Genomic DNA, 25,453 nt, shown 5'->3' on the forward strand with positions numbered 1-25,453 from the left:
GCTATAACCGAGCACGCCTGAGCAGTGTCGGTCTCGAGCCGTGTCACGAACCCATGAGTTCAGAGCAAGGGTAGGTCACTTTCTCGTGCTATATGCGTACGAACGTGCGCTACCATCTTTTCTGACGACTTGCTGCGACGCACGAGTCAAATAGGCAAAGCAACTGGACTGCCTGTCGGACGGTTGTCGACCGGTGAAGGCGGCGAGACGCGGTGCTCGAGTGAGGTCGGACGTCGGCATGTCGTCCGCAGCGATCATCACCTCGCGGCCTTCGGGACGCTTTTCAAAGTTCACTTCATTTGGCCGCCATAGAAAGCGGCGGTTCGGCTTCTGGCCCAATGGGATTTTTGAAGTCGTTATCCTTGCGGTATTTCTGAAGGGTATCCTTTGCCGCCGCCAGGAGAGCAGGATCCGAAAGGACGTCGGCGGCGAGGCCGGCCATAGCCTTTGCGGCGAAGGCAATTCCCTTGTGCGCAGCAGAGGATTTGCCTTGCGCAACCAGCTGCCACGAATGCCCTGGCGTTCCGACCGCATAGCAGGAAACCAGACACTGCACCGTCGGCACAACCCAGCTGACCGTTCCTACATCCGTAGAGCCCATGGAATTCGCGCGTGGGCCGTTCAACGGATAGACTTGCTCGCTCAGTGGCTCTGAGCCGACTTGCAGGCCGTGCCGGCCGTAGGCCGTGAGGATGTCATCCCGCGAGAGGGTGGTCTGGATCTGCCGTGCAAACTCCATATCGAAACTGTCGAAGCCGACCCCACCCAGCAGCTCCAGATTCGTTTGCATTGCTTCTTCCAATGGGGCATTGCCAACGAGGTTTGCCTCGCCAGATAGCTGTTTCACGTCTACCCTGGTCTCGGTCATGAGGGCCGCGCCCTCGGCGATCTTCTTGACCCGTTCGACCAGGCCCCACATTTCGTCAAGTTTTAGCGCCCGAACGAGATGACGCACCACAGCGCGCGGCTGCACCACGTTTGGCGCAACACCGCCGCCATTAACAAGGGCATAATGGACACGGGCCGAAGAGGGCATATGCTCGCGCATGTAGTTCACGCCCACGCTCATAAGCTCCACCGCGTCAAGCGCGCTACGCCCAAGGTGCGGCGCCACAGCAGCATGTGCGGCACGGCCATGAAACGTGAATTCCATTTCCACGCAGGCGAGTGAAGCCGCAGGCCAAACTCCTGTGAAGGCCGAGGGGTGCCAGGAAATCGCGATATCGACGTCATCAAACGCACCGCCGCGGACCAGGAAGCTTTTGCCGGATCCGCCCTCTTCCGCTGGGCACCCGTAATATCGCACTCGCCCAGGCAGCCCGGCCTGAGCCAACCAGTCCTTCAACGCCACGGCAGCTAAGAGGGAGGCCGCGCCCAGCATGTTGTGGCCACAGCCGTGGCCGGAACCTCCGGAAACGAGAGGGCGCTGCTCCGCAAGACCGGCTTCCTGGCTCAACCCGGGTAGCGCATCGTATTCACCAAGGATCGCAATAACGGGGCCGCCTTCACCCGCTTCGCCCATGACCGCCGTTGGAATTTCGGCCACTGCTTCGGATACTGTAAAGCCCTCCGAGACGAGCGCCTGCCGATGTTCGGTGAAGGCGAAGAATTCCTGATAGTTCTCTTCGGGCCTGTCCCAAACTCGATCGCTCAGACCGCAAAATTTGGATTTGTGAGCCTCGACGCGATCCCAAACTGGCTTCGTATTCTTCAGCATTAAATCCTCCTCGCTTCAGATCAGGATAACGTGTTCGGCGTTAGCAATTCCGCGAAGAGAACAGGCCAGCGTTGATCTCCGCCCTGGGAGCTTGAAGGGGAGGCGCCGAATTGGTCTCCGACCTTAACTTCCTCGATTCGCGGAATCCATGCCCAGGAACATGGACGATGTGCAGCGACAATCGCCAGCAAATGTGCTTCGGAAGATAGAGAATTGCCGCTCAGAGACCGCTTGCAGCGCCGAAATGCGCTAATGCGACGCGGTCCGCGCTTTAGGTTCCCGTGCTTCCCGGCCAGGCGCTCCACTTTTCTATGAAAGTCGCGGTAGGAGATCGAAGTGCCCAGGAAATGGATAGCTGCAACATCGGGGAAACGCGCCGACGTGACCAGAAGATTGTCAGTCAGCGTCGAGTGAGAAAGCGCAAACGCTCTGGTGAAATCGCGCCGACGGAGGCCGCGTCTGTCATTAAGAAGGCCTTGCAGGTCATGAACTGCTGAAAAGCCTACAGCGAGAGGCTTCCCCCATGAAAGCAAGCAAAAATTGAAAACAGGCGGTGCAGATTTGGAGACTGGCAAGGATCGCCTTGGTAAGTTTGTATTTGGGCGGTATCTGCGAGAATAGCTCCCGCGGCAGGGGTGCAGTCCTCTCGAAAAGCTCAGCCGCTCGGGTAGACGGATCTCGCCCATGCGGACATTGAGGACGATGCGAACTATTCGTACCAGTAGAAGCTACAAGCGGCGACACGATGGGGCAGAATGGGGACCGTCAATGAATGATTAGGGATCTCTGCGATCGCTGCACCGGTGCGGATGAGGTCGCCGAACCGTGCTCTCCAACTTCGCTGGATATTCGAGCGCATCTTGCGCCAAAGGTCCTCAGGGAAATCCGGCACGGCGAGTTAGTTTACTGCTATTTGCTATTGAGTGCGTCGACAGCCGCAATCGGTTCCGCCAAGGCTGCGGGATCAACAGGTTAAGTTCACTCTGCTCGAGCTGACAAAACGCCAAGCGCAGTGTGCAGCCGCGGTCAACCAAGTTCATCAGTGATCGACTGTTCGGTTTCCCGCGGAGCCGTGTCCCGAAGTTCGCAGCTGTTCGCTGGGTCGCTAGGTCTTGCGCAAAGCGCGGGCTAAATGATTACGATGTTCGATTTATAAAACGCGGCCCATACAATTCAACAGGTTACAGGATCTAAGAAAACGTCTTTTCAAGGACGAGGGCGACGATAACCTCGCGCAAGTCTGCATGAGGCGAGCCTAGCCTTGCTACAAAATATCGGAGGGCGACACTTGGAGGATAAAGTGGAGATGACGGCGCCGCTCATCTGGAATCTGCCAATTGCAAAGACGCACCTTCTGTGCGCCAGCGCAGGCGCGTTGAGCTTCGTCGGCGGCGCGGGCGACTTGGATGCAGCGGGGCGAATTCGCAATCCAGGCGATCTCGACAAGCAGATTGAAGGTGCGATGGCGAACGTAAAAGACGCGCTCGATATTGAAAACTGCACGCTTGACGACATAGTGCGGTTGAAGGCGCATTTCACCGCGGATCGCGACGACTGGGACGTCATTGCAGCGCTAGCTCGGTTCTTCGGGAAGGACCCCATGCCTGTGATCAGCACCGTGCCAGACCCATTCCAGCCGTTTGGCGGTCAGACGATCCAGATCCAGGCCATTGCCCAGCGTGGTTGGCGCAAGCATGCCGACTTACGTGTGGTGCCGCGCCGTGTGCCGCATCCCAAACAGGCACTCTTCGGTGACCGCACCGTCACCGCAGGTCTGCGCGCTGGCGAGTTCATCGCGGTGGCCAACCGCACGGCGGAGGACGCCGATGGTGTGGTGCACCATCCGGACGACGGTGTGGGTCAGACACACTTCATCATGGAGCGGCACGAGGAGACGCTGGCTGGCCTCGGTGCTTCTACGCAGGACAGCGTCAAGATGGAAGGTTATTACTTCGGTAGCACGCGCGCAGATTGGATGCCGCTGGCCAAGGCTCGGGCGAACCACTTCCGCGACCCAGGACCGGTAGCGACCGTGGTGCCTTGTCACCGACTCAACCCGAAGGGAGCCCTAATCAAAATCGAACTCATGGGCATGCGCACGCTGCGAAGCGGGTTCGACAAATACATTCCGCGTGAGGATCATTGGCCTGAGCGCGTTTGGGACTGGCCGATTCCTTTGCCCTATCGACAAGCCATCAGGCTGCGCAACGTAGTGTGGCTGGGTGGCCAGTGCGCCTGCCGCCCCTACGTCAACTCCGGCCTGCGCGTTGCGGAGGGCCAGCTCACACCCCAGACCGCTGTCGTCATGAGCTTGCTCGAGGACCTGCTACGTCCGTTTGGCCGCACGCTTGCAGATCTGAAGCTGTTGGTCTGCTACTTCACCTCGACCGGAAGCGAGGCCGAGACGGCCGCCTTCCTAAAGACCCTCGCCGATTGCATACCTGGGGCGCTTCCACCCTTGACGGTCGTCCCAACTCCCGCGCTGCACACTCAGGAAACGAGACTCGAGATTTGGGGTGTGGCACAGGGTTGAGAACGCTTCGCGCGATAGCCTTTGCGCACAGCTCAAAGGTACCACGAGGAATCTCGCCGGACCGCATTGGCATTGTCGGAAGCTGACTCCATCAAATCCACAAATGGAGCTTCACACAAGTGCGACACCGCAGTTAAGACAGGACATTCGAACCATGAAGTTTGAGGAATACCGTCGATATGACGCGATTGGTTTAGCGGAGCTCGTTAGGAAGCGAAGGATCAGTGCGGAGGAAGTGCTGAACGCCGCCATTGACCGAGCCGAGCAGGTCAACCCACTCATCAATGCGATCGTGCACAAGCAATATGAGCAAGGACGCAAAGCTCTTAGCGCAGCGCCTGCCGAAGCTCCGCTGAGGGGGGTACCGTATCTGATCAAGGACTTGGGCCTAGGCACGTTCCAGAACGGCGAACCGGCGACAATCTGTAGTGCGTTATTCAAAGATTTTGTTGCTGATCATGATTCGGCATATGTAAAGCGCTGCAAGCAAGCCGGGTTAGTCATCATCGGGCGCAGCTCCACACCCGAGTTCGGGATTAATCCCAGCACCGAACCGCGTCTGTATGGACCTTGCCGCAATCCTTGGAATCTTGAGTTTTCTACCGGCGGGTCCTCTGGTGGAGCGGCGGCGGCAGTTTCAGCGGGGATTCTGCCTGTTGCGCACGCGACAGACGGCGGCGGCTCTATTCGGATGCCGGCGGCACACTGCGGCCTTTTCGGCCTCAAGCCCTCGCGAGGACGCGTCTCAATGGCGCCAGATGCTGGCGAGGGCTGGGGTGGTCTCTCGACGATCCACGTGATTAGCCGAAGCGTGAGCGATTCTGCCCTTATACTCGATTGCACAGCAGGCTCTGAGCCTGGCGATCCCTACACAGTACCGGTGCCCCAAGGCAGCTTCCTGAGCGCCACTAAGCGAAGAGCGCCCAAGCTCAAGATCGCGCTCATGCTAAAGGATCATCGAGACGCCAAGCTCGATCCCGACTGCCATAAAGCCGTTGAAAACGCTGCAAAGCTTTGCGCCGATTTAGGACATGTCATCGAGGAAGACAGTCCCAAAATCGACCTCGCCGAGCTCTACCCCATGAACCGCAGAATCTCGGCCGCAAATATTGCACGCGTTTGCAACGCTCGCTGGAAAGCTCTCGGTCGAGAGCCAAGTCCCAATGATCTCGAACCCGTCACATGGGCGGCTTACCAGCGCGCGCTCGGTATCACCGCGGTTGACTATGTCGAGGCCATCGCGGTGGCTCATGCGGCCGGCCGGAAGCTAGCAGATTTCTTCGCAAAATATGACGTGATCTTGTCTGCAACCTGCGGCCCTCCCAAGAAAGTCGGATACTTCGATATGAGTGGCGACGTTAAACTGCATGCTGATCGGACGATCGAATACATGGGCGTCACACCTCTACACAATGCTGCCGGAACCCCCGCGATGGCGGTACCTTTGCATTGGACGGACTGTGGCTTGCCCATCGGTGTGCATTTCGCGGGCCGTTACGGGGAGGAGGCAACATTGTTAACCCTGGCCACACAATTGGAGACCGCGCAACCTTGGTTTGATCGAGTGCCGGCGATCTAGCTAGCCTCTCCCGTCGACTCATAAGCTCGCAACCTAAGCCGGAACGAGGTTAGCTGGACCAGGGCACAGAAAATTAGCGACACCAGCACGAACGTTAGCCTCACGGATTAGCGAAATAGATTTCGCCAGTTGAAAGCTACGCAAAAGTTTTCTCAATCTCGCGTGATTGCAAGGAGAGCACCCCGATGATCGCTCAATTTCTGCAAAATTGGATCGGGATTAAAGATTTTCGGCCTTAAAGGTAGCTATGCTCAGGTGATGGCGTCGCAAACACTCGGCGCTCGTGCGTACCCGCCCAAAGAAATTGCGGCGCCACAACTCCGGCTTCTTGAGACGTCACTGCCAAGTCTATTTTTCTGAACTCACGTTGCCGAGCCGTTAATCCTAGCATGACTGATTGTCTCAACGAAGAAATCGGTGCTCGCCTCCGTCAGCTCAGAGAGCGCAATCGGCTCTCGCAGCGCGCGCTTGCAAAAAGGGCCGGTGTGGTGAACTCAACCATCTCATTGATTGAAACCGGGCAGACTAATCCATCGGTGGGAGCACTGAAACGCATATTGGACGCTATTCCGATTAGCGTGGCCGATTTCTTTTCGCTGAAAGACTCTGGCGGGGAGCAGATCTTCTTCAGGAGCAAAGAGCTCACGGAAATCGGCAAAGGCGGAATTTCTTACCTTCAGATTGGAAACAATATGGTTGGTCGTTCAATTCAGATCCTGAAGGAAACATACGCGCCGGGATCCGATACAGGAAAGGTTAGGCTCACTCACGCCGGTGAAGAAGGTGGTATTATCATTAAGGGCCGCCTGGAGATCACTGTTGAAGATCAACGGCGCGTACTTGGCCCTGGTGATGCATATTATTTCTCTAGCCGTCTGCCGCATCGATTTAGGTGCATCGGAGGAGAGCCATGCGAGGTCGTGAGTGCGTGCTCGCCGCCAACATTTTGAAAGGAACGAAGCGCCTTGTACGAACAGCGCTCTGTGAGTGGAGGTGCTAGCCTCCCTGCTTAAGGCTGAAACATCCGACGCCGAGTCTCTCAAGGGGAATCTCCGAACGCCAAGTAAACGGATCACGACGGGCGGCTGGGCTCGTGGGACCGAGCAAAAGATTATCGAAGCCGTCCAGTCAGCGCTCCTCTCTGCGCTGAAGATACCTGAATACGACCGTGATGTAGTCCTCGACATCAGCGATGCTGCCGCTCGGATCGTCCCGACCGGTCGTTCCGAGCACTACACTCGTATTGAGGTGGTGATGTTCTCGGGCCGATCACTTGAAGCAAAACGCGCGCTCTATAAGGGACTCGTCACGAATCTCTCCGGGCTCGGTGTTCCGGCGACTGAAATCAAGATCATCCTGCTTGAAGTGCCGGCGGAGAATTGGGGACTCAGAGGTGGCTATCCCGCATCAGAGATCGATCTGGGTTTCAAGGTTGATGTCTAGACTGGTGAACAGGACGGATCTTCGAACCGGGCTATGCAATATACAATGATGTCGAAAACGCGCTTCTTGTCCCAATTCCTTTCGAACCGAATTTGCATGATCGTCACAATGGCCACATCGCCCCGTTTGACACGCGGGATGCTCGCATTGCGGCCTGTAACCTGCTCAGTCGGAGACTGATCCGCGCATGTCCAACCCATTCTTCGTCTCGGGAGGGCAACCGATGCGAGCGACCGCTTGATGGTCAGTTTCTCTACCGCTGGGCGGAGGCTTCAATGCCTGGGGCGCTTCGATCGCCCAGCGAAGAAGCGGCTCTTTCATTAAGCCCTGAACGAGAGCAGGACTGACTCCACCACCATGTTGCGATCGATCGCGACGCTCATTCGCACTCTCCTGCCAATTGAGACTCTACCGACCGTAATTCTTGAACCTCACCGGACCAGAACCGTGGGACTTCAGGCGCTGAGAGCCGTCCGGTCGTGCTCCGCCTCGGGGCACCGCGTCGGCCATTTCTGAGACAAGGTCAAGCCGAGGTCGCGACGCCATTGAATCCCTCCATTGGTTGTGTTTGTATCATGTCAATCTGCGGAATATCGCTCAATGAACTAGATCAATCTGGGGGTAGTCAGAGTGACCGTGAAGATTAGCCCACATCTCGGCAATGAGCGGGCGCAACGGGCCTCAGTCGCGAGTCGGCTTGGACAGGAGATATCGCATGGCTGAACCTCGCACGGTTGCCGTCGTTGGCGGCGGCGTAGTTGGCGTAAGCTGCGCGCTCATGCTGGCCCGGGAAGGGCACCGCGTCACCGTGGTAGAGGAAGGCCGGGTAGGTTACGGCTGCTCCTGGGGCAACGGAGCCCAATACAATGCGGGATCAGCTTTTCCCATGGCTCATCCTGGTGTCCTGTGGCGTGCGCTTCGCTGGTTTGCTGATACTAACGGCCCAGTGCGCCTCGCCCCGCGTGAGCTGCCCCGTACCCTTCCATGGCTCGTTCGTTTCCTGCGCACCGGACGGCTCGAGTCTTGGGAGACGGTATATGCGGCCCTGCACGCTCTGAACCAGCCCTGTGCTTCCCTCTATCGCGATATGCTCGGTGACTCTGAGTGGAAACGGCTGTTCCGCCCCAGCGGTGCTCTCCACGTCTGGCGCGATCAATCACCAACAGCCCTAGACATGCTGGTGGAAAGTCTGCGGAGAAAGCATGGCGTCGCGTTTGAGAGCCTCAACGCCGAGCAGCTTCACGAGCTAGAGCCAGCCTTGTCGCAGGATTACAAGCGTGGGATCTTCTTTCCAGGTAGTGGCCACGTCATTTCACCCCCTGCGCTGGTGGAGGGGATGATGAATCGAGCCGCCACGCTTGGAGTTTCACTTCGGGTGGCGCGGGTCCAATCCATAGAGCCCGGCGCCGAAGGTGTAACGCTGCAGACCAGCAGCGGGGCCCATCACTGCGACATAGCGGTTATCGCAGCTGGTATCGCCAGCCGCGATCTGGCGCGCTCCCTCGGAATTTCTCTGTCGCTGGCGAGCGAGCGTGGCTACCACATTACCATGCCCGGTATTTCCAGTGCGATCAGCCGACCCGTAACCGATGCAGCCTCGGCCTTCGTTGCCACGCCACTCGACGAGGGGCTGCGAATCGTAGGTATCGCCGAATTCGACGTACCCAATGCGCCGCGTGACCCAAAGCAAACCAAAAAGCTGCACGCATATGCCCGCGCAATGCTGCCGGAGATATCCATTGCCAAAGTAACTGACTGGATGGGCGTAAGGCCCTCAACGCCAGACAGTTTGCCCATCATCGGTCCTCATCCAAGGCACCCGACTGTGCTGTTCGCCACTGGCCATGGCCACATGGGCATCAGCGGGGCCCCTATGACCGCGGCGATGATATCCGACCTCGTCGCGGGTCGCGCCCCCCGAATTTCAGGCGCGCCTTATCGGGTGCGATAGGTGGTTTAGTCTTGCGGGCCAATCAGTGATTTCAATTATAAGTTGACCCGGTTCGATCGAGGGGGCCGCCATTATCCGGTCTCGACGCGCGTCCGTTTCAAGCTCGCCTCATCGGCTTCGATAAAGCCGGTGGGCCGCTCAAGTTTATCTTGCACCCATCAGCTAAAATGATATATGTCATTCTGAAATTGACATAGTTCAATAAAGGAGACGTCAATGAGTCGTTGGATAGGTGCGATCATCGCGACTGTTGTAGGTGTGGTTGCGCTGTGCGGGCCGGCCTCCGTGCCCGCTCGAGCCGAAAACCCCTCCCTGGTGCTCGACCGGATCAAGGCCAGTGGCAAGCTCAAATTTCCGGTGATGGTTGCGGAGGAGCCGGGCTACCTCAAGGATCCGCGCACCGGCGAATGGTCTGGATTCTTCGTCGACTGGGGTAAGGACATTGCCAGTCTGCTTGGCGTTCAGATCGAATTTTATGAGACGACCTGGGGCAATCTTGCTGCCGATTTCCAGGCCGGCAAGGTGGATCTCGCGGTAGCGCTGAACCCCAATCCGCGTCGCGGGCTCGTTATCGACTACGTGCCGGGATCCATCGTTGAAGGCATCTGGGCGCTTGTCGCGCGCCCCGGCTTCGCGCCAAAGACCTGGCGTGAAATGGACAAGAAGGAAGTTCGCGTCGCTGTGCAGAAGGGCGGCACCATGCAGGTGATCGCTGAAGCCGTAATTCCCAGCTCCACCATCGTCGTAGTGCCGACGCGCGACCAGGCAGTGCTGGAATTGCAGTCAGGCAAGGTCGATGCGATTATCGTGGCCGACCAGGACGCCGCACTCCTCGACTCCAAGGGCGTCGGCAAGGCCGTGGTGCCCACGCCGGTCCTGCGCAACCCGGCGACAATCGGCATCCGTCGCGAAGCTGGCAACGAGGGGTTCTCCAACTTCTTGGCCAACTGGATGTCCCAGCAGAATTCTCTCGGCCTCGCCTGCTCGCGCATCACTCGCTACATGCTCGATCGCGGCATCGACATGAAAGTCGTTCCTCAGTCCGGCAAGTATTGCTGACGCCATGCGTGCGAGTCGTCTGTTCACTGTCGTCGACAGTCACACCGCAGGACATCCCACCCGAACGGTCATGGCGGGCATTCCTCCGCTGCGCGGGCAGAGTGTGCGCGAGCAGCGGGATGATTTCCGCAACAACCATGACGGTTTGAGAACGCTTCTGCTGCATGAACCGCGCGGGCATGCCGCCATGGCGGCGGCGGTGCCCGTGCCCTCCCGCGAAGCGGACCAGGGGCTGTTCTTCATCTTCTCTTACGTTTACGCCGACATGTGCGGTCATGCCACGATCGGCTACATCGCCAGTTTGGCGGCTATGGGAGCTCTCCCGCAGGGCTTCGAGCAAAATGGCATGTCCATAGAGACGCCGGCGGGTATCGTCCACGTGACCGGTACGTTCGATTCTGGCCGGCTCACTGCCGTCCTGTTGCGGAATGTACCCTCTTACGTTCTTGCCTCCGACGTTATTTCGGAGATCGAAGGCGTCGGCAGAGTAGCGTGCGACATCGCGTATAGCGGTATCATATACGCGCTTGTCGACGCTGACCAGGTCGATCTTCCCTTCGATATTGACCATGCTACCGGATGGTGCCGCGCGGGCATCTCCATCAAGCAAGCCCTCAATGGTCGCAGCGGAGTGCCGCAGGTCGATAGCGTGTTATTTCATCGTTCCATCGACGGTGGTGCGCGCCATCTGGTCATTCTGGCCGCCAACAAGTTCGACCGTTCGCCCTGTGGCACGGGTACTTCTGCTCGGCTTGCCCAACTCCACTCCCGCGGACAGTTGGAAATAGGCGCCTCATACCGTGCAGAGAACATCCTCGGCGTTCCCTTCGAAGCCAAAGTGGTGGGCTTGGCTAAGGCGAGTGACGGCAAACCCGCCGTGATTCCGGAGGTGCGAGGTATGGCTCATATCAGCGCATTCTCCACCCTTGTGCTGGAAGCGGACGACCCGCTGCCCGCAGGTTTCCTTCCCACCTGACGGAGAGCACCATGAAATTCGATCCGTCCATTGTCTTTGCGAATTGGGACATCCTTGCCTACGGACTGCTGGTCACCCTGAAATACACGATCTACACCTGCGCCATCGGGCTCGCGATCGGTCTTCTTGTGGCGCTGCTTCAGCTCACCCCATGGCCACTCATGCGATGGAGCGGGCGAGTCTGGGTCGAGTTCTTCCGCAACATCCCGCTGCTGGTGTTGCTGATGTGGACCTACTACGCCCTGCCAATTTTTCTTCAGATCCAGATCGGCAAGGAAACCGCGGGCGTTCTGGGTCTCGGGTTCTACGCGAGCGGCTTCTATGCCGAGATCCTGCGCGCCGGAGTCCAGTCGATCGATCATGGCCAGACCGACGCGGCCATCGCGTTGGGCATGGGGTACTTCCAGCGCATGAAGCGGATCATCTTGCCGCAGGCACTGCGCCGCATGGTGCCGCCACTGATGGGGCAGACCATCATGCAGCTCAAAAACACGACCCTTCTCTCGGTTCTGACTATTCCTGATCTGCTCTATCAGGCCGGCTACATCGCCAGTTTCACCTATCGGCCGATGGAGGTCTACACCGTTATCGGCGCCGTCTTCATCCTCATGCTGTTTCCCCTCAGCGCTCTTTCGCGCCGGTTCGAACGCAAGGAGGCCGCGTGATGATTGCAACATCCACCGAAGTAGTACTGAGCGTGCGTGGCATCGAGAAGTCTTACGGGAAGAACCATGTACTGCGCGGCGTCGATCTCGATGTCCATCGCGGAGAGGTGGTCTGCCTGATTGGTGCGAGCGGTTCGGGCAAAACCTCGCTGTTGCGCTGCATGAATTTGTTGATGGAGCCCGACCAGGGGGAGATCGTCATCGAGGGGGCGCCTCTATTCCGCAGCGCGGGTGACGAGCGGCTGAAGCTCTCCGGCAGGCAGGTCAGCGCTGTGCGCATCAAGACCGGCATGGTCTTCCAGAGCTTCAACCTATTCCCCCACCGCACCGCGCTCGAGAACATTATCGAAGCCCCGCTGGTGGTGAAGAAGGTGCCGCGTGCCGAAGCCGAGGCTCGAGCGCTCGAACTCCTCACCCGAATGGGTCTTCCCGACGCCGGGAATAAATACCCTTCGCAATTGTCGGGCGGCCAGCAGCAGCGCGTCGCCATCGCCAGGGCGCTCGCTATGCAGCCCACCATCATGCTTTTCGACGAACCGACCTCGGCGCTGGATCCGGAACTGGTGGGAGAAGTACTCGCCGCTATCCGCCAGCTCGCCGCCGACGGAATGACCATGGTCATCGTTACCCACGAGATCGGGTTCGCCTATGAATTGGCCGATCGCGTTGTCTTCATGGACCAAGGAGTCGTTGCTGCCAGCGGTGCTCCCCGTGACCTCCTGCTGTCAGCCGCCAGTCCGCGGCTCGCCGCTTTTGTTGGACGTTTCACAGAACAGGCTCGTCTGCTTGGCCCTCTCGCCGTGCAGCCGGCCGCACCTTCATTCACATCTCCCAACTAAGGAAAACAGATCATGACCGGTACAAACTGGGGCGGTATTTTCCCTGTTCTCGTCACTCCGTTCGGAGCCGATGGCTCCATCAACGAGCCCCGATACAAGGCGCTCATCGACGAAGCGATTAGCAATGGCGCACAGGGCATCGTGGCGGCTGGCAGCACTGGCGAGTTTTATGCACTTACGACGGCCGAGCGCGCGCGGCTCTACAAGTTGACGGTTGATCATGTGGCCAAGCGCGTGCCAGTACTGGCAGGCGTCGCCGATTTGCGTGTAGAAGACGTACTGGAAGCGTGTCAGTCAGCGGTCGCTGCGGGCTGCGCAGGCGGCATGATCCTTCCACCCATCTACGCTATGCCGAGCCCGCGTGAGATCGTTGCTTTCTTCGAGTACATCTCCCGGAACACGTCGCTGCCGCTGATGCTCTACAACAGCCCCCGCCGCGCGGGCGTTGACATCACGCCGGCTCTTGTAGAGCAGCTCTCTGCACTGCCAACTGTGGTCGCCATCAAGGACAGCTCCGGCCTTATTACTCAGGTAGCTGAGCTTGTGCAGCGCGTGGGCAATAGAATTCGTGTTTTTGTCGGCTACGAGACCATGATCGTTCCGGCCCGCGCCGTTGGCGCCCATGGCGTCGTCGCCATGGCGCACCAAATCGCCGGTCCGTTGATCCGGGACTACTGGGACAAGGCGCTCACTGGCGATAAAGCGTTGGATGCCCTCGGGCGCGACGTCTTCGCCTTCTACCGTTGCTTCCAGTCCGGCGCCTATTACGCCGCCATCAAAGAGACCATGAGCCAGCTTGGCCGCGACGCCGGTGGCCCGCGTCTGCCCTTGCTCCCGTTGGCAGCCGAGCAGAAAGCGGCCATCGCGAAGATCATCGCCGAGTCCGGACTTGCTCGCTGGGCCAACGCTTGAGGAGAGTCGACCTGCGGTCCTATCTGATCGCAGGAGAGGTCGAGGGTTTTTGGCGGCGCCGACGACGGAAGAGGTGGATTTTGTGCAGATAACTAGCGGCTGCAAATCAAGAATTGCATGGCGCGACCGACGTAACGACTCGTTTCATACCTGCATCGACGCAAGGCCCATGCAGGCGGGCTTGGCTACTAGCATCTGAGCCCAATTCACCTCGTTCAAGGAATAAAAGATGTATACCAAACTTGCACTCCTCATCGACGGCGAATGGATCGAGGAGACCAATGCTGGGAGCGAGATCGTTCTCAATCCTGCGACCGAACAGCCTCTCGGCACGCTGCCGCACGCCGGAAAGGCCGAGCTTGACCGCGCACTCGCGGCGGCAAGCCGAGCCTTTGAGGGGTGGAAGCGTACTTCGGCTTACGAACGTGGCCAGATCTTGCGCCGCGCGGCTGATCTCATGCGGGAGCGGGTGGAGCACATCGCAACCGTGCTAACCTTGGAGGAAGGTAAGACCCTGGCGGAGGCGAAAGGCGAGATCACCGCCGCGGCAGAGTTTTTTGACTGGTTCGCCGAAGAGGGCCGGCGCACCTATGGGCGTGTTATTCCGGCGCGTCTGCGGGATATGCGCCAGACAGTCACACAGGAGCCGGTCGGCCCCGTCGCTTGCTTCACGCCGTGGAACTTCCCGGCGGTAACGCCCGCCCGCAAAATCGCGCCCGCTCTTGCCGCTGGTTGCACTTGCATCATCAAGCCGGCTGAGGAAACGCCCGGCACCACGCTCGAAATCGCACGGGCGCTCACCGATGCAGGATTACCCAAAGGCGTGCTGAACGTGGTCTTCGGCGTACCGGCAGACGTCTCTGAGTACCTCATTCGCTCGCCAGTGATCCGCAAGATTTCCTTCACCGGATCGACCCCGGTTGGACGTCATCTCGCTCGGTTGGCAGGAGAGACGCTGACGCTCGCCACGATGGAGCTGGGCGGCCATGCGCCCGTGATTGTCGCGAAAGACGCTGACGTTCAGCGAGCGGCGGAGCTCTCCATGGCCATCAAGCTGCGCAACACTGGCCAGGTTTGCACCTCGCCGACACGTTTCTTCGTGGAGCACTCCGTGTACGAAGAGTACCTCGAACACGCTCGCGTGTTCGTGGAGAAACAGGTTGTAGGCGATGGCCTGCAAAAGGACACCACGGTGGGGCCTGTCGCAAACACTCGCCGGGTCGCTGCCATGGATGACCTGATTTCCGACGCCTTATCACATTCGGCCCGCCTTGTAATCGGAGGCGAGCGGCTGAAGGCGACGGGCCTGATGTACAAGCCTACCATCCTGGCTGACATGCCCGACCAGGCGAGGGCCATGAGCGAGGAGCCATTCGGCCCGCTTGCACTGATACAACCTGTTGATGACGTAGAGCAGGGCATCGCACGGGCGAACGCCCTGCCGTACGGTCTGGCCGGATATGCCTTCACCCGTTCCGCCGCTATTGCCAATCGGATCGCAGGCGAGCTGGAGGTGGGCGTCATCGGCATCAACCAGATGGTGGTGACGATCCCAGAAACGCCATTCGGAGGAATCGGCGACAGCGGCTGGGGCCGCGAAGGCGGCATCGAGGGGTTGGAATCCTACACTGTAAGAAAGTATGTCGGTCATCTTCATGCCTAGCTGGTGATGAGAGGAATGAGAAAGGAGCGCGGCAGGTGAGCTTGGATGGTACATTTTCGGGGTGGCGGCCGCGGAAACTCGCCTCCGAGGGACCGCGTTACCTCGCCCTCGTCGGTGCTCTGGAGCAGGACATCGCTAACGGACGGCTGTCTGATGGCGACCGTCTGCCGCCCCACCGTGACTTGGCACGAGAGCTCAATCTTTCTGTCGGCACCGTCAGCAAAGCCTATCAGGAAGCCGAGCAGCGCGGCATCGTCAGCGGCCATGTCGGGCAGGGCACTTTTGTCCGGCGGCGTTCCGCCGCCAGTGCCGAGGTGGCATCAGCAAGGCATGAAGTGCTCAATTTAGCGTTGAATGTGCCTGCCCAAGGAAGCGAAACGCAGATCTTGTCCGCGCTATTTAGCGAGGTGGTGCGCGAGCGTGATCTTGCACCTTTGCTGGGCTATCATCCACACGGCGGCATCAGAAGACACCGCGAAATCATCGCAGCCTCGTTGTCTGATACAGCGTTCGCGGTTGAAACTGAACGCCTGTTCCTGTGCAATGGTGCTCAGCATGCCATAGACGTCGCCCTGCGCCTGGTGGCAAAGCCCGGCGACAGTATATTGGTGGATGCGTACACCTATTCTGGGTTCAAAGCCATCGCCGCTGCTAGTCACCTCAACTTGGTCGCTGTGCAGATGGACGGGGAGGGGATGGATCCGGAGGAGCTGAAACAGGCCTGCCGCACGTCCGGAGCGCGGGTGCTCTATTGCATGCCGACCTTGCAGAGCCCGACGGCTCGCACCATGAGTCTTGCTCGTCGGCACAGTATCGCCGAAGTTGTAGAGGAGCTTGATCTCACCGTCATCGAGGATGATGTCTACGGCTTTTTCTTCGCCGAGCGTCCTGTACCGATCGCCTCTTTGGCACCAAGCCGCACCTTCTACGTCACGTCTTATTCCAAATGCCTTGCACCAGCGTTCCGGCTCGGCACATTGACAGCTCCGAAGGCCTACATCGCGCAAGCCGAGCTCCTCCTCCACGCATCCGCTTGGTTCGTCACTCCGATGCTGGGCGAGACAGTGTTGCGGCTGGTTGAGAGTGGCAAGCTTGAAGAACTTCTGCGTGAGCGGCGCGTGCAGGCGCTCGAGCGGTATCGGGTGTTTCTGGACGTGTTTCCGAAGGCCGAAAGGCTTCAGTTTCCAGCCTTCTACGGCTGGTTGCCGTTGCCACAGGAGTGGTCCGCAGATCAACTTGCGGCCGCTGCGCGGGCTCGCGGCATTCTTGTAACCCCCCGCATTGCTTCCGCGGTGGGAGAAACTGAACCCGGCGCAGTTCGCATCTGCCTTGGTGCGCCGAAAGACACCAAAGAGCTCTCTAATGCCCTTCAGACTCTTTACGATATCCTGAGGTGCCACCCGGTGAACGTTGTTTCTGTCGCATAACCGCTGATCGATGCGGTCCGTCCTGGGTGTAGGCTGAAGCGGGCGAATTGTAGCAGCAGCGGCCGTGCTCCGAGCTGAACTATGAGATGACCGGCGAGGCCGGCTTGGTGCACGCCGGAACATGATCGCCGACTTGCCCAGACCTCGATTCCGCCTTTACCTCCTTGAGGTCTATTGAATGACCATGGCCAACGACGTATGCGCCGAATTTTCCCACCGCTTAGGCATTTTAGGCGCGGGAAGGCTTGGCTCAGCCTTGGCAAGTCGGCTGAAATCCCTAGGGCTGGATGTGCCGCTTTGGAGCCGGAGACACGAGAATGGTGCTCAGCTGCGCGCCATTACTGCAGGAACCTACTTGCCAGTGAGCTTTGATCGTCTCGCTGAAGTTGACGTGCTGTTTTCTGCTATACCGAATCAAGCTCTTTTACGCCTTCCTTCACACGAGCGTTGGCGCAGCTTCAATGGAGTCATATTTGCATCAGGAATCGACTCGCAGGTCCAACGCGTCCGAGAAGTATTATCACAGGCTTTGGTCGTTCGACTGAGTCCGGCCATCCCGCCGGGCGGCGGCGAAATCGCATGCATTGGACTTTTAGATGCATCCGCTTTGGCGGATCACCGCTTGGATTTGGCAAGAGCAGCTTCAGAGTTGCTTGGACCGGTGACATGGATCGACGAAGAAGCCCTTTATGATCTTACGACGCTTCTTGCTGGCCCGCTTCTGACGCTTCTGAGATCGGCCCTGTCGCGAACGGTCGAGAAAAGTCTGGAGGCGGGGCGGCTCCCGATTCAATTCAAGGATGATCTCCAAGACATCCTGTTCAAACAACTGGTGAGGCGATCGCTCGGCAGCAACATGTCTTCCCAACGAGCCGAAAGTGAACGCTCGACGCCCGGTGGCGTAACAGAGGTCGCACTAGGCCGCAGAGAACATCTCAGTGGCGAGCTCTTTGGAATTGTTGAGTTGATGTTGCGCCGTATGACGCACCTGCGGAAGGAGCAAGAGACTTGATGCACCAGAATGCGAGTTGTGGACTCACTGTAGCGTCATCGGCTTTGAGTGGTGTGGTCACATGAACAAGTTCAATCGGACAGCGTATTCGCCGGAGCGCGCCCTCGGCGCAGCATGTGCCCTCCGTCACGGAGTGCTCGACCGGATGGGAAACGATTGTTTCAACGTAGTCACCGCGGCCGGTGGTTGGTGACTGCGGGATCGGCGATCCGGCTTAAACAATCATATCTGTAAAGAGAGAAGTACATGCGAAATCGTGACGACGGCACCGAGGGAGGTGTGATGTCGGCCAACTCTACTGGGTTTCTCGAGAGCGTTGACAAAAACTTCCGCCGCGCCATGACTTTTCTCGATCTCCCTGAGGGTTTGGCGGAGCGGATCATTCAATGCAATTCGACGTACACGGTGCGCTTTGGCGTGAGACTGCGCGGTCGGATGTACAGCTTTATCGGTTGGCGATCAGTTCATAGCGAGCACTCTGAACCTGTAAAGGGTGGCATTCGCTACGTACCGAATGCAGATGCCGAAGAGGTGGAGGCGCTTGCTGCACTAATGACGCTTAAATGCTCACTGGTCGACGTGCCTTTTGGCGGCTCCAAAGGGGCTCTGAAGATTGATCCGCGCGAATGGACGCCGCAGGAGCTCGAGCGCATTACCCGCCGCTTCACGCAGGAACTCAACAAGCGCGGTCTAATCGGTCCCGGTGTCAACGTTCCGGCCCCTGACGTAGGGACGGGCGAGCGGGAAATGGCTTGGATGATGGATGAATTCCGCCGCGCAAATCCGACCGACGTTGTGAATGCACGAGCTTGCGTAACTGGAAAGCCGTTGTCCAAGGGGGGGATTGCCGGTCGCACTGAGGCGACAGGCAGGGGCGTGCAGTTTGCGATCCAGAGCTATCTTCGCGATCTGCGCGGCCCAGGTTTGAATGGCCGGCGCAATCTAAAAAATGCTTCTGTTGTGGTCCAAGGCTTTGGGAATGTCGGCTATCACGCCGCCAAGTTCCTGTCGGAGGAGGACGGCGCCCGCGTGATCCTCGTTGCGGAACGGGATGGCTATGTCGCCAACCCGAAGGGGCTCCCCGTTGAACTGCTGAAGCAGCACCAGCTTCTAACTGGCAGCATTCTGGGCTTTCCTGGCGCAACGTCCGTCTCGGGCGACATGACAGGCATTGAGTTAGCCTGTGATGTTCTCATTCCTGCGGCAATGGAGAGTGCAATTCATTCGGAAAATGCAGGCCGTATAAAAGCTCACCTCCTGGTAGAAGCCGCCAACGGCCCTGTCACTTTCGAAGCTGATAAGATGCTGCGTTCTCGCGGAGTGACAATCCTTCCAGATCTCTACGTCAACGCCGGCGGCGTCATTGTCAGCTACTTCGAGTGGGCGAAGAACCTGACGCGCATCCCCTTCGGATTGATGGAACGTCGGCGTAGAGAAAGGCGAAATCGAACCATCGCCGCAGCTCTAGAACAGATGACCGGCAAGGAGATTCCAGCTGACATGCGCCACGAATTCCTTGAAGGAGGCGCAGAAATCGACCTTGTTCGATCCGGACTTGAGGATGTCATGCGCAGCACTTGGACGCGCATCGCAGATTTGCTCCAGGAGCAGCCGGAGCTCGGCGACTACAGGACAGCCGCCTATGTCGCATCCATCCGACAGGTCGCTGAAGCATACGAAGCGATCGGCATCTGAGCACTCGCGAGAATAGCAAGACGCAACGTGTAAGGCATCGGAGCGAGCTCTCGCCTCTCGTTCGCCGGAGAGCTGTCGGGCGGCACCCCTATCGCTGGCCAGAGCGCGCCTAAACAGCAATGGCCACGCAATTCGATGAATCCAACTTTAGCGCAGTGTTTTCGGGCACCCAGAGCGCGGGGAGGATGTCAACGCAACCGTCGCACCATGAAGTCGAGGAAAAGACGATTCCGCTTGGGTACCAAGGTGCGCTTCAGCGTAACGGCCGAAGTGTGAAGCGGAGGACTTTCCCAATCGGGCAACACGCGGACCAGTCGCGTATGCTTGAGGTCATTCACGCACATAACGTCATTCAGGATGCCGATTCCGACCCCGCTAAGTAGAAGCTCGCGCACAAGACTGATGTTGGCGACGGTAGTGTGGCCGGCCACTTCGACGTGCCGACGTTGCGCACGCTTCAGGAATGTCCAGACGCCATCTCGCTGTTGAAGTTCGGTGACGACGCAGCGATGCTGGGACAGCTCTTCAAGTGTCCTCGGCATGCCGTGCCTCTCAATATAGTTCGGGGAGGCATAGGCGGCACGTCTGAGCGACGTCAGCTTTCGGTGAATGAGCCTGGAATCGGGTAGCTTTCCCAGAATGATGGCGATGTCAATTTGTTCCCGAACCAAGTCAACCATGCCATTGTTAGCCGCCACGATCAGGGAAATATCGGGGTACTCAAGTGCGAATTCTGCAACTGCTTTGCCGAGCCAGGCATTGCCGAATTCCATCGGAATGCTGACCCGCAGCGTGCCGCGGGTGCCGGACTGCAGTTCGTCGATTTCTACTCGCGCTTCCTTGACCTCAGTATCAATCCGCTGCGCATAGTCGAGAAGGCGCGCACCTATTGACGTCGGTGCGAGGCCGCGGGAGTTGCGCTTCAGAAGCAGCGCACCGACCTGCTCTTCGAGAGAAGCTAGTCTGCGGCTGATCGTCGCCTTGGAGAGACCAGTTGAATCGCTGGCGCGCGTCAGGTTTCCGGACCGAACGACCTCCGAAAACAACAGCAACGCATCAACTTCGAATCGGCAAGCCATTTTCCTCGTCGGTCAGAATCTGAACCGCATCTTTTCAAATTTAAGTATAGCCGAACTTGGAGCTGCCAACTAGCCTTGCACTCGCTGGAAACGGTCGTCGGTTGCTTTGCAGTAAGCACGTAGTTTTGGGGTTTGTCATGTCGTCTGAACTCGTGACCTACGAGCTCGAGGGTAATATCGCGATCATCGGCTTGAATCGAGCCAACAAGCGGAACGCGCTGAATGACGATGTCCTGCGAGCGCTCGGCGAGGCGGTGGCACGTGCCGGCGACGATGCGGATGCTGGCGTGATCTTCGGCCATGGGCCAAACTTTTCCGCCGGGCTCGATCTTGCGCAACTAGCGGAACGGTTGCGTCCGGATGCACCCACGGTTAGAAAGCGCAAGCGCTACATCTGGCACACGACCTTTGACCTAATTGCAAGAGGAACGATACCGTTCGTCACCGCGCTGCATGGGGCCACGATAGGTGGCGGGCTCGAACTGGCGGCAGCGGCGCATATTCGTGTCGCGGACGAGACGACCATCTTCGGGCTACCGGAAGGGCAGCGGGGCATTTTCGTTGGCGGTGGCGGTTCGGTACGTATCCAGCGGATTATTGGCTACTCTACCATGGCTGACCTGATGCTGACTGGGCGAATGCTCACGGCCGAAGAAGCGCGAGAGGTCCGACTGGTGCAGTACGTTGTTGATGCGGGCGGAGCGCTGGAAAAAGCGAAGAGCTTGGCATCCAAAATTGCGCAGAATACGCCCCAAACGAACTGGCAGATCACCAACGTACTTCCGCGGATGAACGACCTCTCGCACGACGACGGATTGTTCATGGAATACCTGAATACGGCGATGGTGAGGCCGCCGGAGACCGTCGAACGCTTGAGGGAGTTTCTGGAAAAGAGAACGAAGCCCGCGGGACGGGGCTGATCGACAATAGCCGACAGCCGAAGCGTGCTTTGAAGGGTTGTGAGAACATTAGCCGTGTTGCTTTTTCCACGCACCCGCGGCGCGGTCTTCGGCAGAGATTGCGAGCATGTCTCCGATGTCTATCGAGATGGTTAGTCCGTGCAGTCTTGCTCTCCCATACATCTGACTTTAGGCGCCGTTCCGGCGCCAGCATCGAGGAGGTCAATGCTGGGGGCGAAATCGGCTGCCATCAGATGACGAATCGTTGGACCCAAGAGGCGATTGCCTGATTCAATAGGCTGGAAAAAATCCAAAGGTGTTTGCGGCCGTCGCGCCGAGCATCAGTGCGATCCGAGTGCCAATGGGTGGACGATGGCCGTATCCGGGGTACCCGCCTTCAGTCTAGCTTCCGTTCCTCAAATAAGTGAACGGCTCGTCAGGAATACATTCCGATCGAGCACGCTCGGTAGTCTTCTTCAACGATGAGCGACCAGGGGGCGCTATTCACTGCCGCCTGAACCGTCCCGTAGAAGAGATCCGTTGTGACCACGCTTTGTTAAAGCGTGGCCGAGCTTCCAAGAATGGCGGTCGACTGGCTGGAAGCGGCATTCCCACCGTTGCCATTGACCAGGACTGCATTTGTGTTCGCGACTTGGCGGTCGCCGCATGCGCCTCGGAGCTGCTGTACGGCCTCGATGACTGCGAATACGCCATACATGTTCGGCTGCACGCATGACAGGCCGCCCCCGTTGGTGTTGATAGGTAACTTTCCGCCCGGCCGCGTCAGACCGCTGGCAATGAAGGGCCCGCCTTCCCCTTTGCGGCAGAACCCGAGATCTTCAACGAACAGGATTGGGTTGATCGTGAAGGCGTCATAGAGCTGCAGCATGTCGATATCATTTGGCTGCATTCCCGCCATCGCATAAGCGCGCCGGCCGGAGTCCTGCGCCGGCGTTACAGCGAGATCGGCCATGTTGGAGACAGTACGATGCCAGACCGCAGTGCCAATACCGAGCAGATAGGCTGGCCTTTGGGGCCGGTCCTTGGCGGCGTCGGCGCGCATCATGACGAAAGCGCCGGCGCCATCCGTCACGAGGCAGCAATCGTGCACGGTAAAGGGATCGGAGACCATTCTGGCGTTGAGGACGTCGTCAATCGTCAGGGCCTTGCGGCTGAATGCGGCGGGATTGAGCTGCGCCCACGATCTGGCCGAGACCGCGACTTCCGCGAGGTGCTGGCGGGTCGTGCCGAATTCGTGCATGTGACGGGCCGCGATGAGGGCATAGCTCGAGGGTGGATTGAATGGCTGATACGGCGCATCGAACGGTGCCGGATCGAGCATGTTGCGCGCTGCCGCTCGTGCCTTACGCCCGAATGTAGCAGTCCTTTGTGTGCTGCCGTAACACACCAGCACCGCATTGCACAGACCGGCGGAAAGCGCGAGCATGGCCGGCTGAAGGTGCGCAACGAAGGCGGATCCGCCGATATTCGTGCCTTCAATGAAGGAAGGCCGAAGGCCGAGATATTCGGCGACATTGAGTGGCCACATCGCGGCATTGAGATTGGCGGTGCAAAGCCCGTCGATATCCTGCAAGCGCAAGCCTGCGTCGCTTATTGCTGCGTGGGCTGCCTGCGCCAGGATTTCGATCTCGCTGTAGCCGCGGGCTTCGCCGCAGCCAGCCATGCCAACACCGACAATTGCAGTCGCACCGCGTAGATTGTCTCGAGCCATAATGCCTATTTCGCTTCGCAAACCAGGAGGCCTTTGCCATCGATCTTGACGACCTTGGTCCGGACCTTGGTACCAATGATAACACGATCTGGCGAAATCCCCCGGACGCTGCTCATCAAGCGCACGCCTTCCGCCAACTCGACAATGCAGACATTGTAATCACCGCCGTCTTCCTGGCTCCGGCGGACGGTCGTCGTAGAGTAGACGTGGCCGTCTCCCATGGGCGAGAACCAGGACAGATTGTTGGCACCGCAATGAGGGCAGATGGTGCGAGGATAAAACACCGACCGGTCGCACTCGCCGCAGCGCTGGATGATCAGCCTGCCTGCGTCGAGAGCGCGCTGATAGGCCTCCTCCGGGCCGGATACCTGTTGCGCTTCATTCATGGCAGACCAAGCTCCTTTGCATTCTCCCGATCCTGCAACTCGCGCCAGAGAATCTTCCCCGCTGGCGATTTCGGCAGCGAGTCGACGAACTCCACTGTTCGGGGATACTTGTAGGCCGCCATGCGCTGGCGCGACCACTCGATGATGTCATTTTCAGTTATCCTACCCCGCACATTATCCCGCAACCTGATCAGCGCCTTTACTGTCTCGCCGCGATAAGCGTCTTTGACGGCGATCACGCAAACCTCGAGCACGCTCTCGTGCTGGTAGAGCACGTTCTCGACTTCCGCCGGCCAGACCTTCAGGCCCGACGCATTGATCATCCGTTTGGCGCGATCAGTCATGTAGAAGAAACCGTCCGCGTCGCGATATCCGATGTCACCGGTGCGATAGAAGGACCGGCCGTCAATCTCAATGAAGGCTTCGCGCGTTGCTTCCGGCTGGTTCCAGTAGCCGCTGAAAAGCTGCGGCCCGTGCACGGCGATCTCGCCGATTTCGCCGATAGCAAGCTCCTGGCTCTTCTCAGCATCGATGATGCACGCACTAGTGTTGAAGAACGGTATGCCGAGGCATTGTGGTCTTGGATCTTCGATCGGATTGAGGTGCGTGGTGGCCGCCGTCTCGGTCATGCCGTACGCCTCTATGAAGGGCAACCCAAGCGTCTCGTTCAGCCGTTTCCACACTTCTTCGGGCATTGCGGCACCGCCCGAGGTGATGCGGCGCAGTCTCGACAAGTCGAATTCGTGGACCCGAGTGTTGGTCAGCAAGTCGATGACAGCTGTAGGAGCCAATGATGCGTGGGTGACGCCGTAATCAGCCATCACATTCGTGGCGAGGTCGCGCTCCCATCGCGGTACAATTGCGATGGAGGCGCCGGCATAGACAGGACCAGTCACCGCGTGGTTGAAGCCCGATACGTGATACATCGGCGCCGCTCCAAGAGAGACGTCCCCGGGCCGCAATCCATGCCACAAGGTCAGTCCGGTGGCATTATGCCCAAGGCTGCGATGAGTGTGCATGCAGGCTTTCGGCTTGCCAGTTGAACCAGAAGTGTATGGCATCGCGCAGAGGCTGAGCGCTCCCGCGCACGGCGCCTCAGGCGAGAATCCCGCATCGATCAGGTCCATCCAGATACTGCAGCCGCTCACCTTGGTGCGTCCGGCAGATAGCCAGTCGGGGAGCTTGTACCTGGTCTCCTTAGGAAGGTAATCCGAATATGTCGCCACGATTAGCGTGCCGATTTCCGAATTCTTGCTGGCTGCAATGGCGATTTCCGCCAGATCTTGCGCGACAATCATTGCGCGTGCGCCGCTGTCCCGAAGGTAGTGCGCAACCTCGACCTCACGGTTCATCGGGCTGATCGGTACCAGGACAAGGTCGGCGCGGAATATCGCATAGCAGGCAATCAGCCACTGTGGCGAATTCTGCATCAATAATGCGACGCGGTCGCCGCGTTTCAGTCCCGCGTGCTTCTGCAGCCAGCCGGCCAGGCGCTCCACTTTTCCATGAAAGTCGCTGTAGGAGATCGAGGTGCCCAGGAAATGGATAGCTGCAACATCGGGGAAACGCGCCGACGTGACCAGAAGATTGTCTGTCAGCGTCGAGTGCGAAAGCGCGAACGTTCTGGTGAAATCGCGCCGACGGAGAGCCGTGTCTGTCATTAAGAAGGCCTTGCAGGTCATGAACTGCTGAAAATCCTACAGCGAGAGGCTTCCACCTGAAAGCAAGCAAATTTGAAAACAAGGGGTGCAGATTTGGAGATTGGCAAGATCGGCTTTGAAAGTTTGTATTTCGTATCGCCTCACCGTGGCGACGGCGAAAAACTGCATCTGAAACGGTTCGGCCGTTAAATCGCTGCGCACCCTTGGCACATTTCGGTGCAAAAC

General features: G+C 58.7%; 20 protein-coding genes. 15 read left to right on the plus strand and 5 right to left on the minus strand.

The window, feature by feature from the left end; genetic code table 11:
- Positions 1-295: 295 nt before the first annotated feature.
- The gene (locus IVA79_RS31130; protein WP_247560319.1) at positions 296-1,717 is read right to left on the minus strand and encodes an amidohydrolase; all 1,422 of its coding nucleotides are present in this window, start codon (positions 1,715-1,717) and stop codon (positions 296-298) included.
- Positions 1,718-3,005: 1,288 nt separating this feature from the next.
- Between IVA79_RS31130 and IVA79_RS31135 the strand changes: the two genes are divergently transcribed.
- The 14 genes from IVA79_RS31135 to IVA79_RS31200 all read left to right on the plus strand — a co-directional run bounded on the left by IVA79_RS31135 (position 3,006) and on the right by IVA79_RS31200 (position 19,471).
- Entirely contained in the window at positions 3,006-4,250 is a 1,245-nt protein-coding gene (locus IVA79_RS31135) for a RidA family protein (protein WP_247560321.1), read from the plus strand.
- 154 nt (positions 4,251-4,404) lie between these two features.
- Positions 4,405-5,829 (plus strand): amidase, encoded by a 1,425-nt coding sequence (locus IVA79_RS31140; protein WP_247560323.1) that lies wholly within the window; start codon positions 4,405-4,407, stop codon positions 5,827-5,829.
- A gap of 389 nt (positions 5,830-6,218) precedes the next feature.
- Positions 6,219-6,779: a cupin domain-containing protein gene (locus IVA79_RS31145; protein ID WP_247560325.1), complete on the plus strand. Its 561-nt coding sequence runs from the start codon at positions 6,219-6,221 to the stop codon at positions 6,777-6,779.
- Between the two features lie 37 nt (positions 6,780-6,816).
- A complete protein-coding gene (locus IVA79_RS31150; RefSeq protein ID WP_247560327.1) occupies positions 6,817-7,272 on the plus strand; it encodes a tautomerase family protein in 456 nt (151 codons plus the stop codon).
- A 715-nt stretch (positions 7,273-7,987) separates the two neighbouring features.
- Positions 7,988-9,223 (plus strand): FAD-binding oxidoreductase, encoded by a 1,236-nt coding sequence (locus IVA79_RS31155; protein WP_247560329.1) that lies wholly within the window; start codon positions 7,988-7,990, stop codon positions 9,221-9,223.
- Between the two features lie 216 nt (positions 9,224-9,439).
- Entirely contained in the window at positions 9,440-10,282 is an 843-nt protein-coding gene (locus IVA79_RS31160) for a transporter substrate-binding domain-containing protein (protein ID WP_247560331.1), read from the plus strand.
- Positions 10,283-10,286: 4 nt separating this feature from the next.
- Entirely contained in the window at positions 10,287-11,258 is a 972-nt protein-coding gene (locus tag IVA79_RS31165) for a proline racemase family protein (protein ID WP_256465672.1), read from the plus strand.
- Between the two features lie 11 nt (positions 11,259-11,269).
- Positions 11,270-11,923 carry an amino acid ABC transporter permease gene (locus IVA79_RS31170; RefSeq protein WP_247560335.1) on the plus strand — a complete coding sequence of 218 codons (654 nt, stop codon included), beginning with the start codon at positions 11,270-11,272 and terminating at the stop codon, positions 11,921-11,923.
- On the plus strand, positions 11,923-12,762 hold the full coding sequence (locus IVA79_RS31175; protein WP_247560348.1) for an amino acid ABC transporter ATP-binding protein: 840 nt from the start codon (positions 11,923-11,925) through the stop codon (positions 12,760-12,762). Before IVA79_RS31170 ends, IVA79_RS31175 begins: the two co-directional genes overlap by 1 nt.
- Before the next feature lie 12 nt (positions 12,763-12,774).
- A complete protein-coding gene (locus tag IVA79_RS31180) occupies positions 12,775-13,674 on the plus strand; it encodes a dihydrodipicolinate synthase family protein (protein ID WP_247560351.1) in 900 nt (299 codons plus the stop codon).
- A gap of 229 nt (positions 13,675-13,903) precedes the next feature.
- Positions 13,904-15,337: an NAD-dependent succinate-semialdehyde dehydrogenase gene (locus IVA79_RS31185; protein ID WP_247560353.1), complete on the plus strand. Its 1,434-nt coding sequence runs from the start codon at positions 13,904-13,906 to the stop codon at positions 15,335-15,337.
- A 35-nt stretch (positions 15,338-15,372) separates the two neighbouring features.
- Entirely contained in the window at positions 15,373-16,764 is a 1,392-nt protein-coding gene (locus tag IVA79_RS31190; protein WP_247560355.1) for a PLP-dependent aminotransferase family protein, read from the plus strand.
- 178 nt (positions 16,765-16,942) lie between these two features.
- On the plus strand, positions 16,943-17,776 hold the full coding sequence (locus tag IVA79_RS31195) for an NAD(P)-dependent oxidoreductase (protein ID WP_247560357.1): 834 nt from the start codon (positions 16,943-16,945) through the stop codon (positions 17,774-17,776).
- A gap of 339 nt (positions 17,777-18,115) precedes the next feature.
- Complete coding sequence (locus IVA79_RS31200; protein WP_247560391.1) at positions 18,116-19,471, plus strand: Glu/Leu/Phe/Val dehydrogenase; 1,356 nt, start codon at positions 18,116-18,118, stop codon at positions 19,469-19,471.
- A gap of 188 nt (positions 19,472-19,659) precedes the next feature.
- On the opposite strand, the gene IVA79_RS31205 is transcribed toward IVA79_RS31200, so the two are convergent.
- Positions 19,660-20,550, minus strand: coding sequence for a LysR family transcriptional regulator (locus IVA79_RS31205; RefSeq protein WP_247560359.1), 891 nt, complete (start codon positions 20,548-20,550; stop codon positions 19,660-19,662).
- Between the two features lie 137 nt (positions 20,551-20,687).
- On the opposite strand from IVA79_RS31205, the gene IVA79_RS31210 reads away from it, so the two are divergent.
- A complete protein-coding gene (locus IVA79_RS31210) occupies positions 20,688-21,470 on the plus strand; it encodes a crotonase/enoyl-CoA hydratase family protein (protein ID WP_247560361.1) in 783 nt (260 codons plus the stop codon).
- A 535-nt stretch (positions 21,471-22,005) separates the two neighbouring features.
- Here the strand turns inward: IVA79_RS31210 and IVA79_RS31215 are convergent.
- From IVA79_RS31215 to IVA79_RS31225, 3 genes are read right to left on the minus strand one after another with little or no spacing between them, the layout of a single operon-like run.
- Positions 22,006-23,181 carry an acetyl-CoA acetyltransferase gene (locus IVA79_RS31215; protein ID WP_247560363.1) on the minus strand — a complete coding sequence of 392 codons (1,176 nt, stop codon included), beginning with the start codon at positions 23,179-23,181 and terminating at the stop codon, positions 22,006-22,008.
- 5 nt (positions 23,182-23,186) lie between these two features.
- Positions 23,187-23,567, minus strand: coding sequence for a zinc ribbon domain-containing protein (locus tag IVA79_RS31220; RefSeq protein ID WP_247560365.1), 381 nt, complete (start codon positions 23,565-23,567; stop codon positions 23,187-23,189).
- Complete coding sequence (locus IVA79_RS31225; protein WP_247560367.1) at positions 23,564-25,249, minus strand: long-chain-fatty-acid--CoA ligase; 1,686 nt, start codon at positions 25,247-25,249, stop codon at positions 23,564-23,566. Before IVA79_RS31225 ends, IVA79_RS31220 begins: the two co-directional genes overlap by 4 nt.
- Between the last annotated feature and the right edge of the window lie 204 nt (positions 25,250-25,453).

This window comes from Bradyrhizobium sp. 138 (assembly GCF_023074075.1).
Lineage (GTDB): Bacteria > Pseudomonadota > Alphaproteobacteria > Rhizobiales > Xanthobacteraceae > Bradyrhizobium.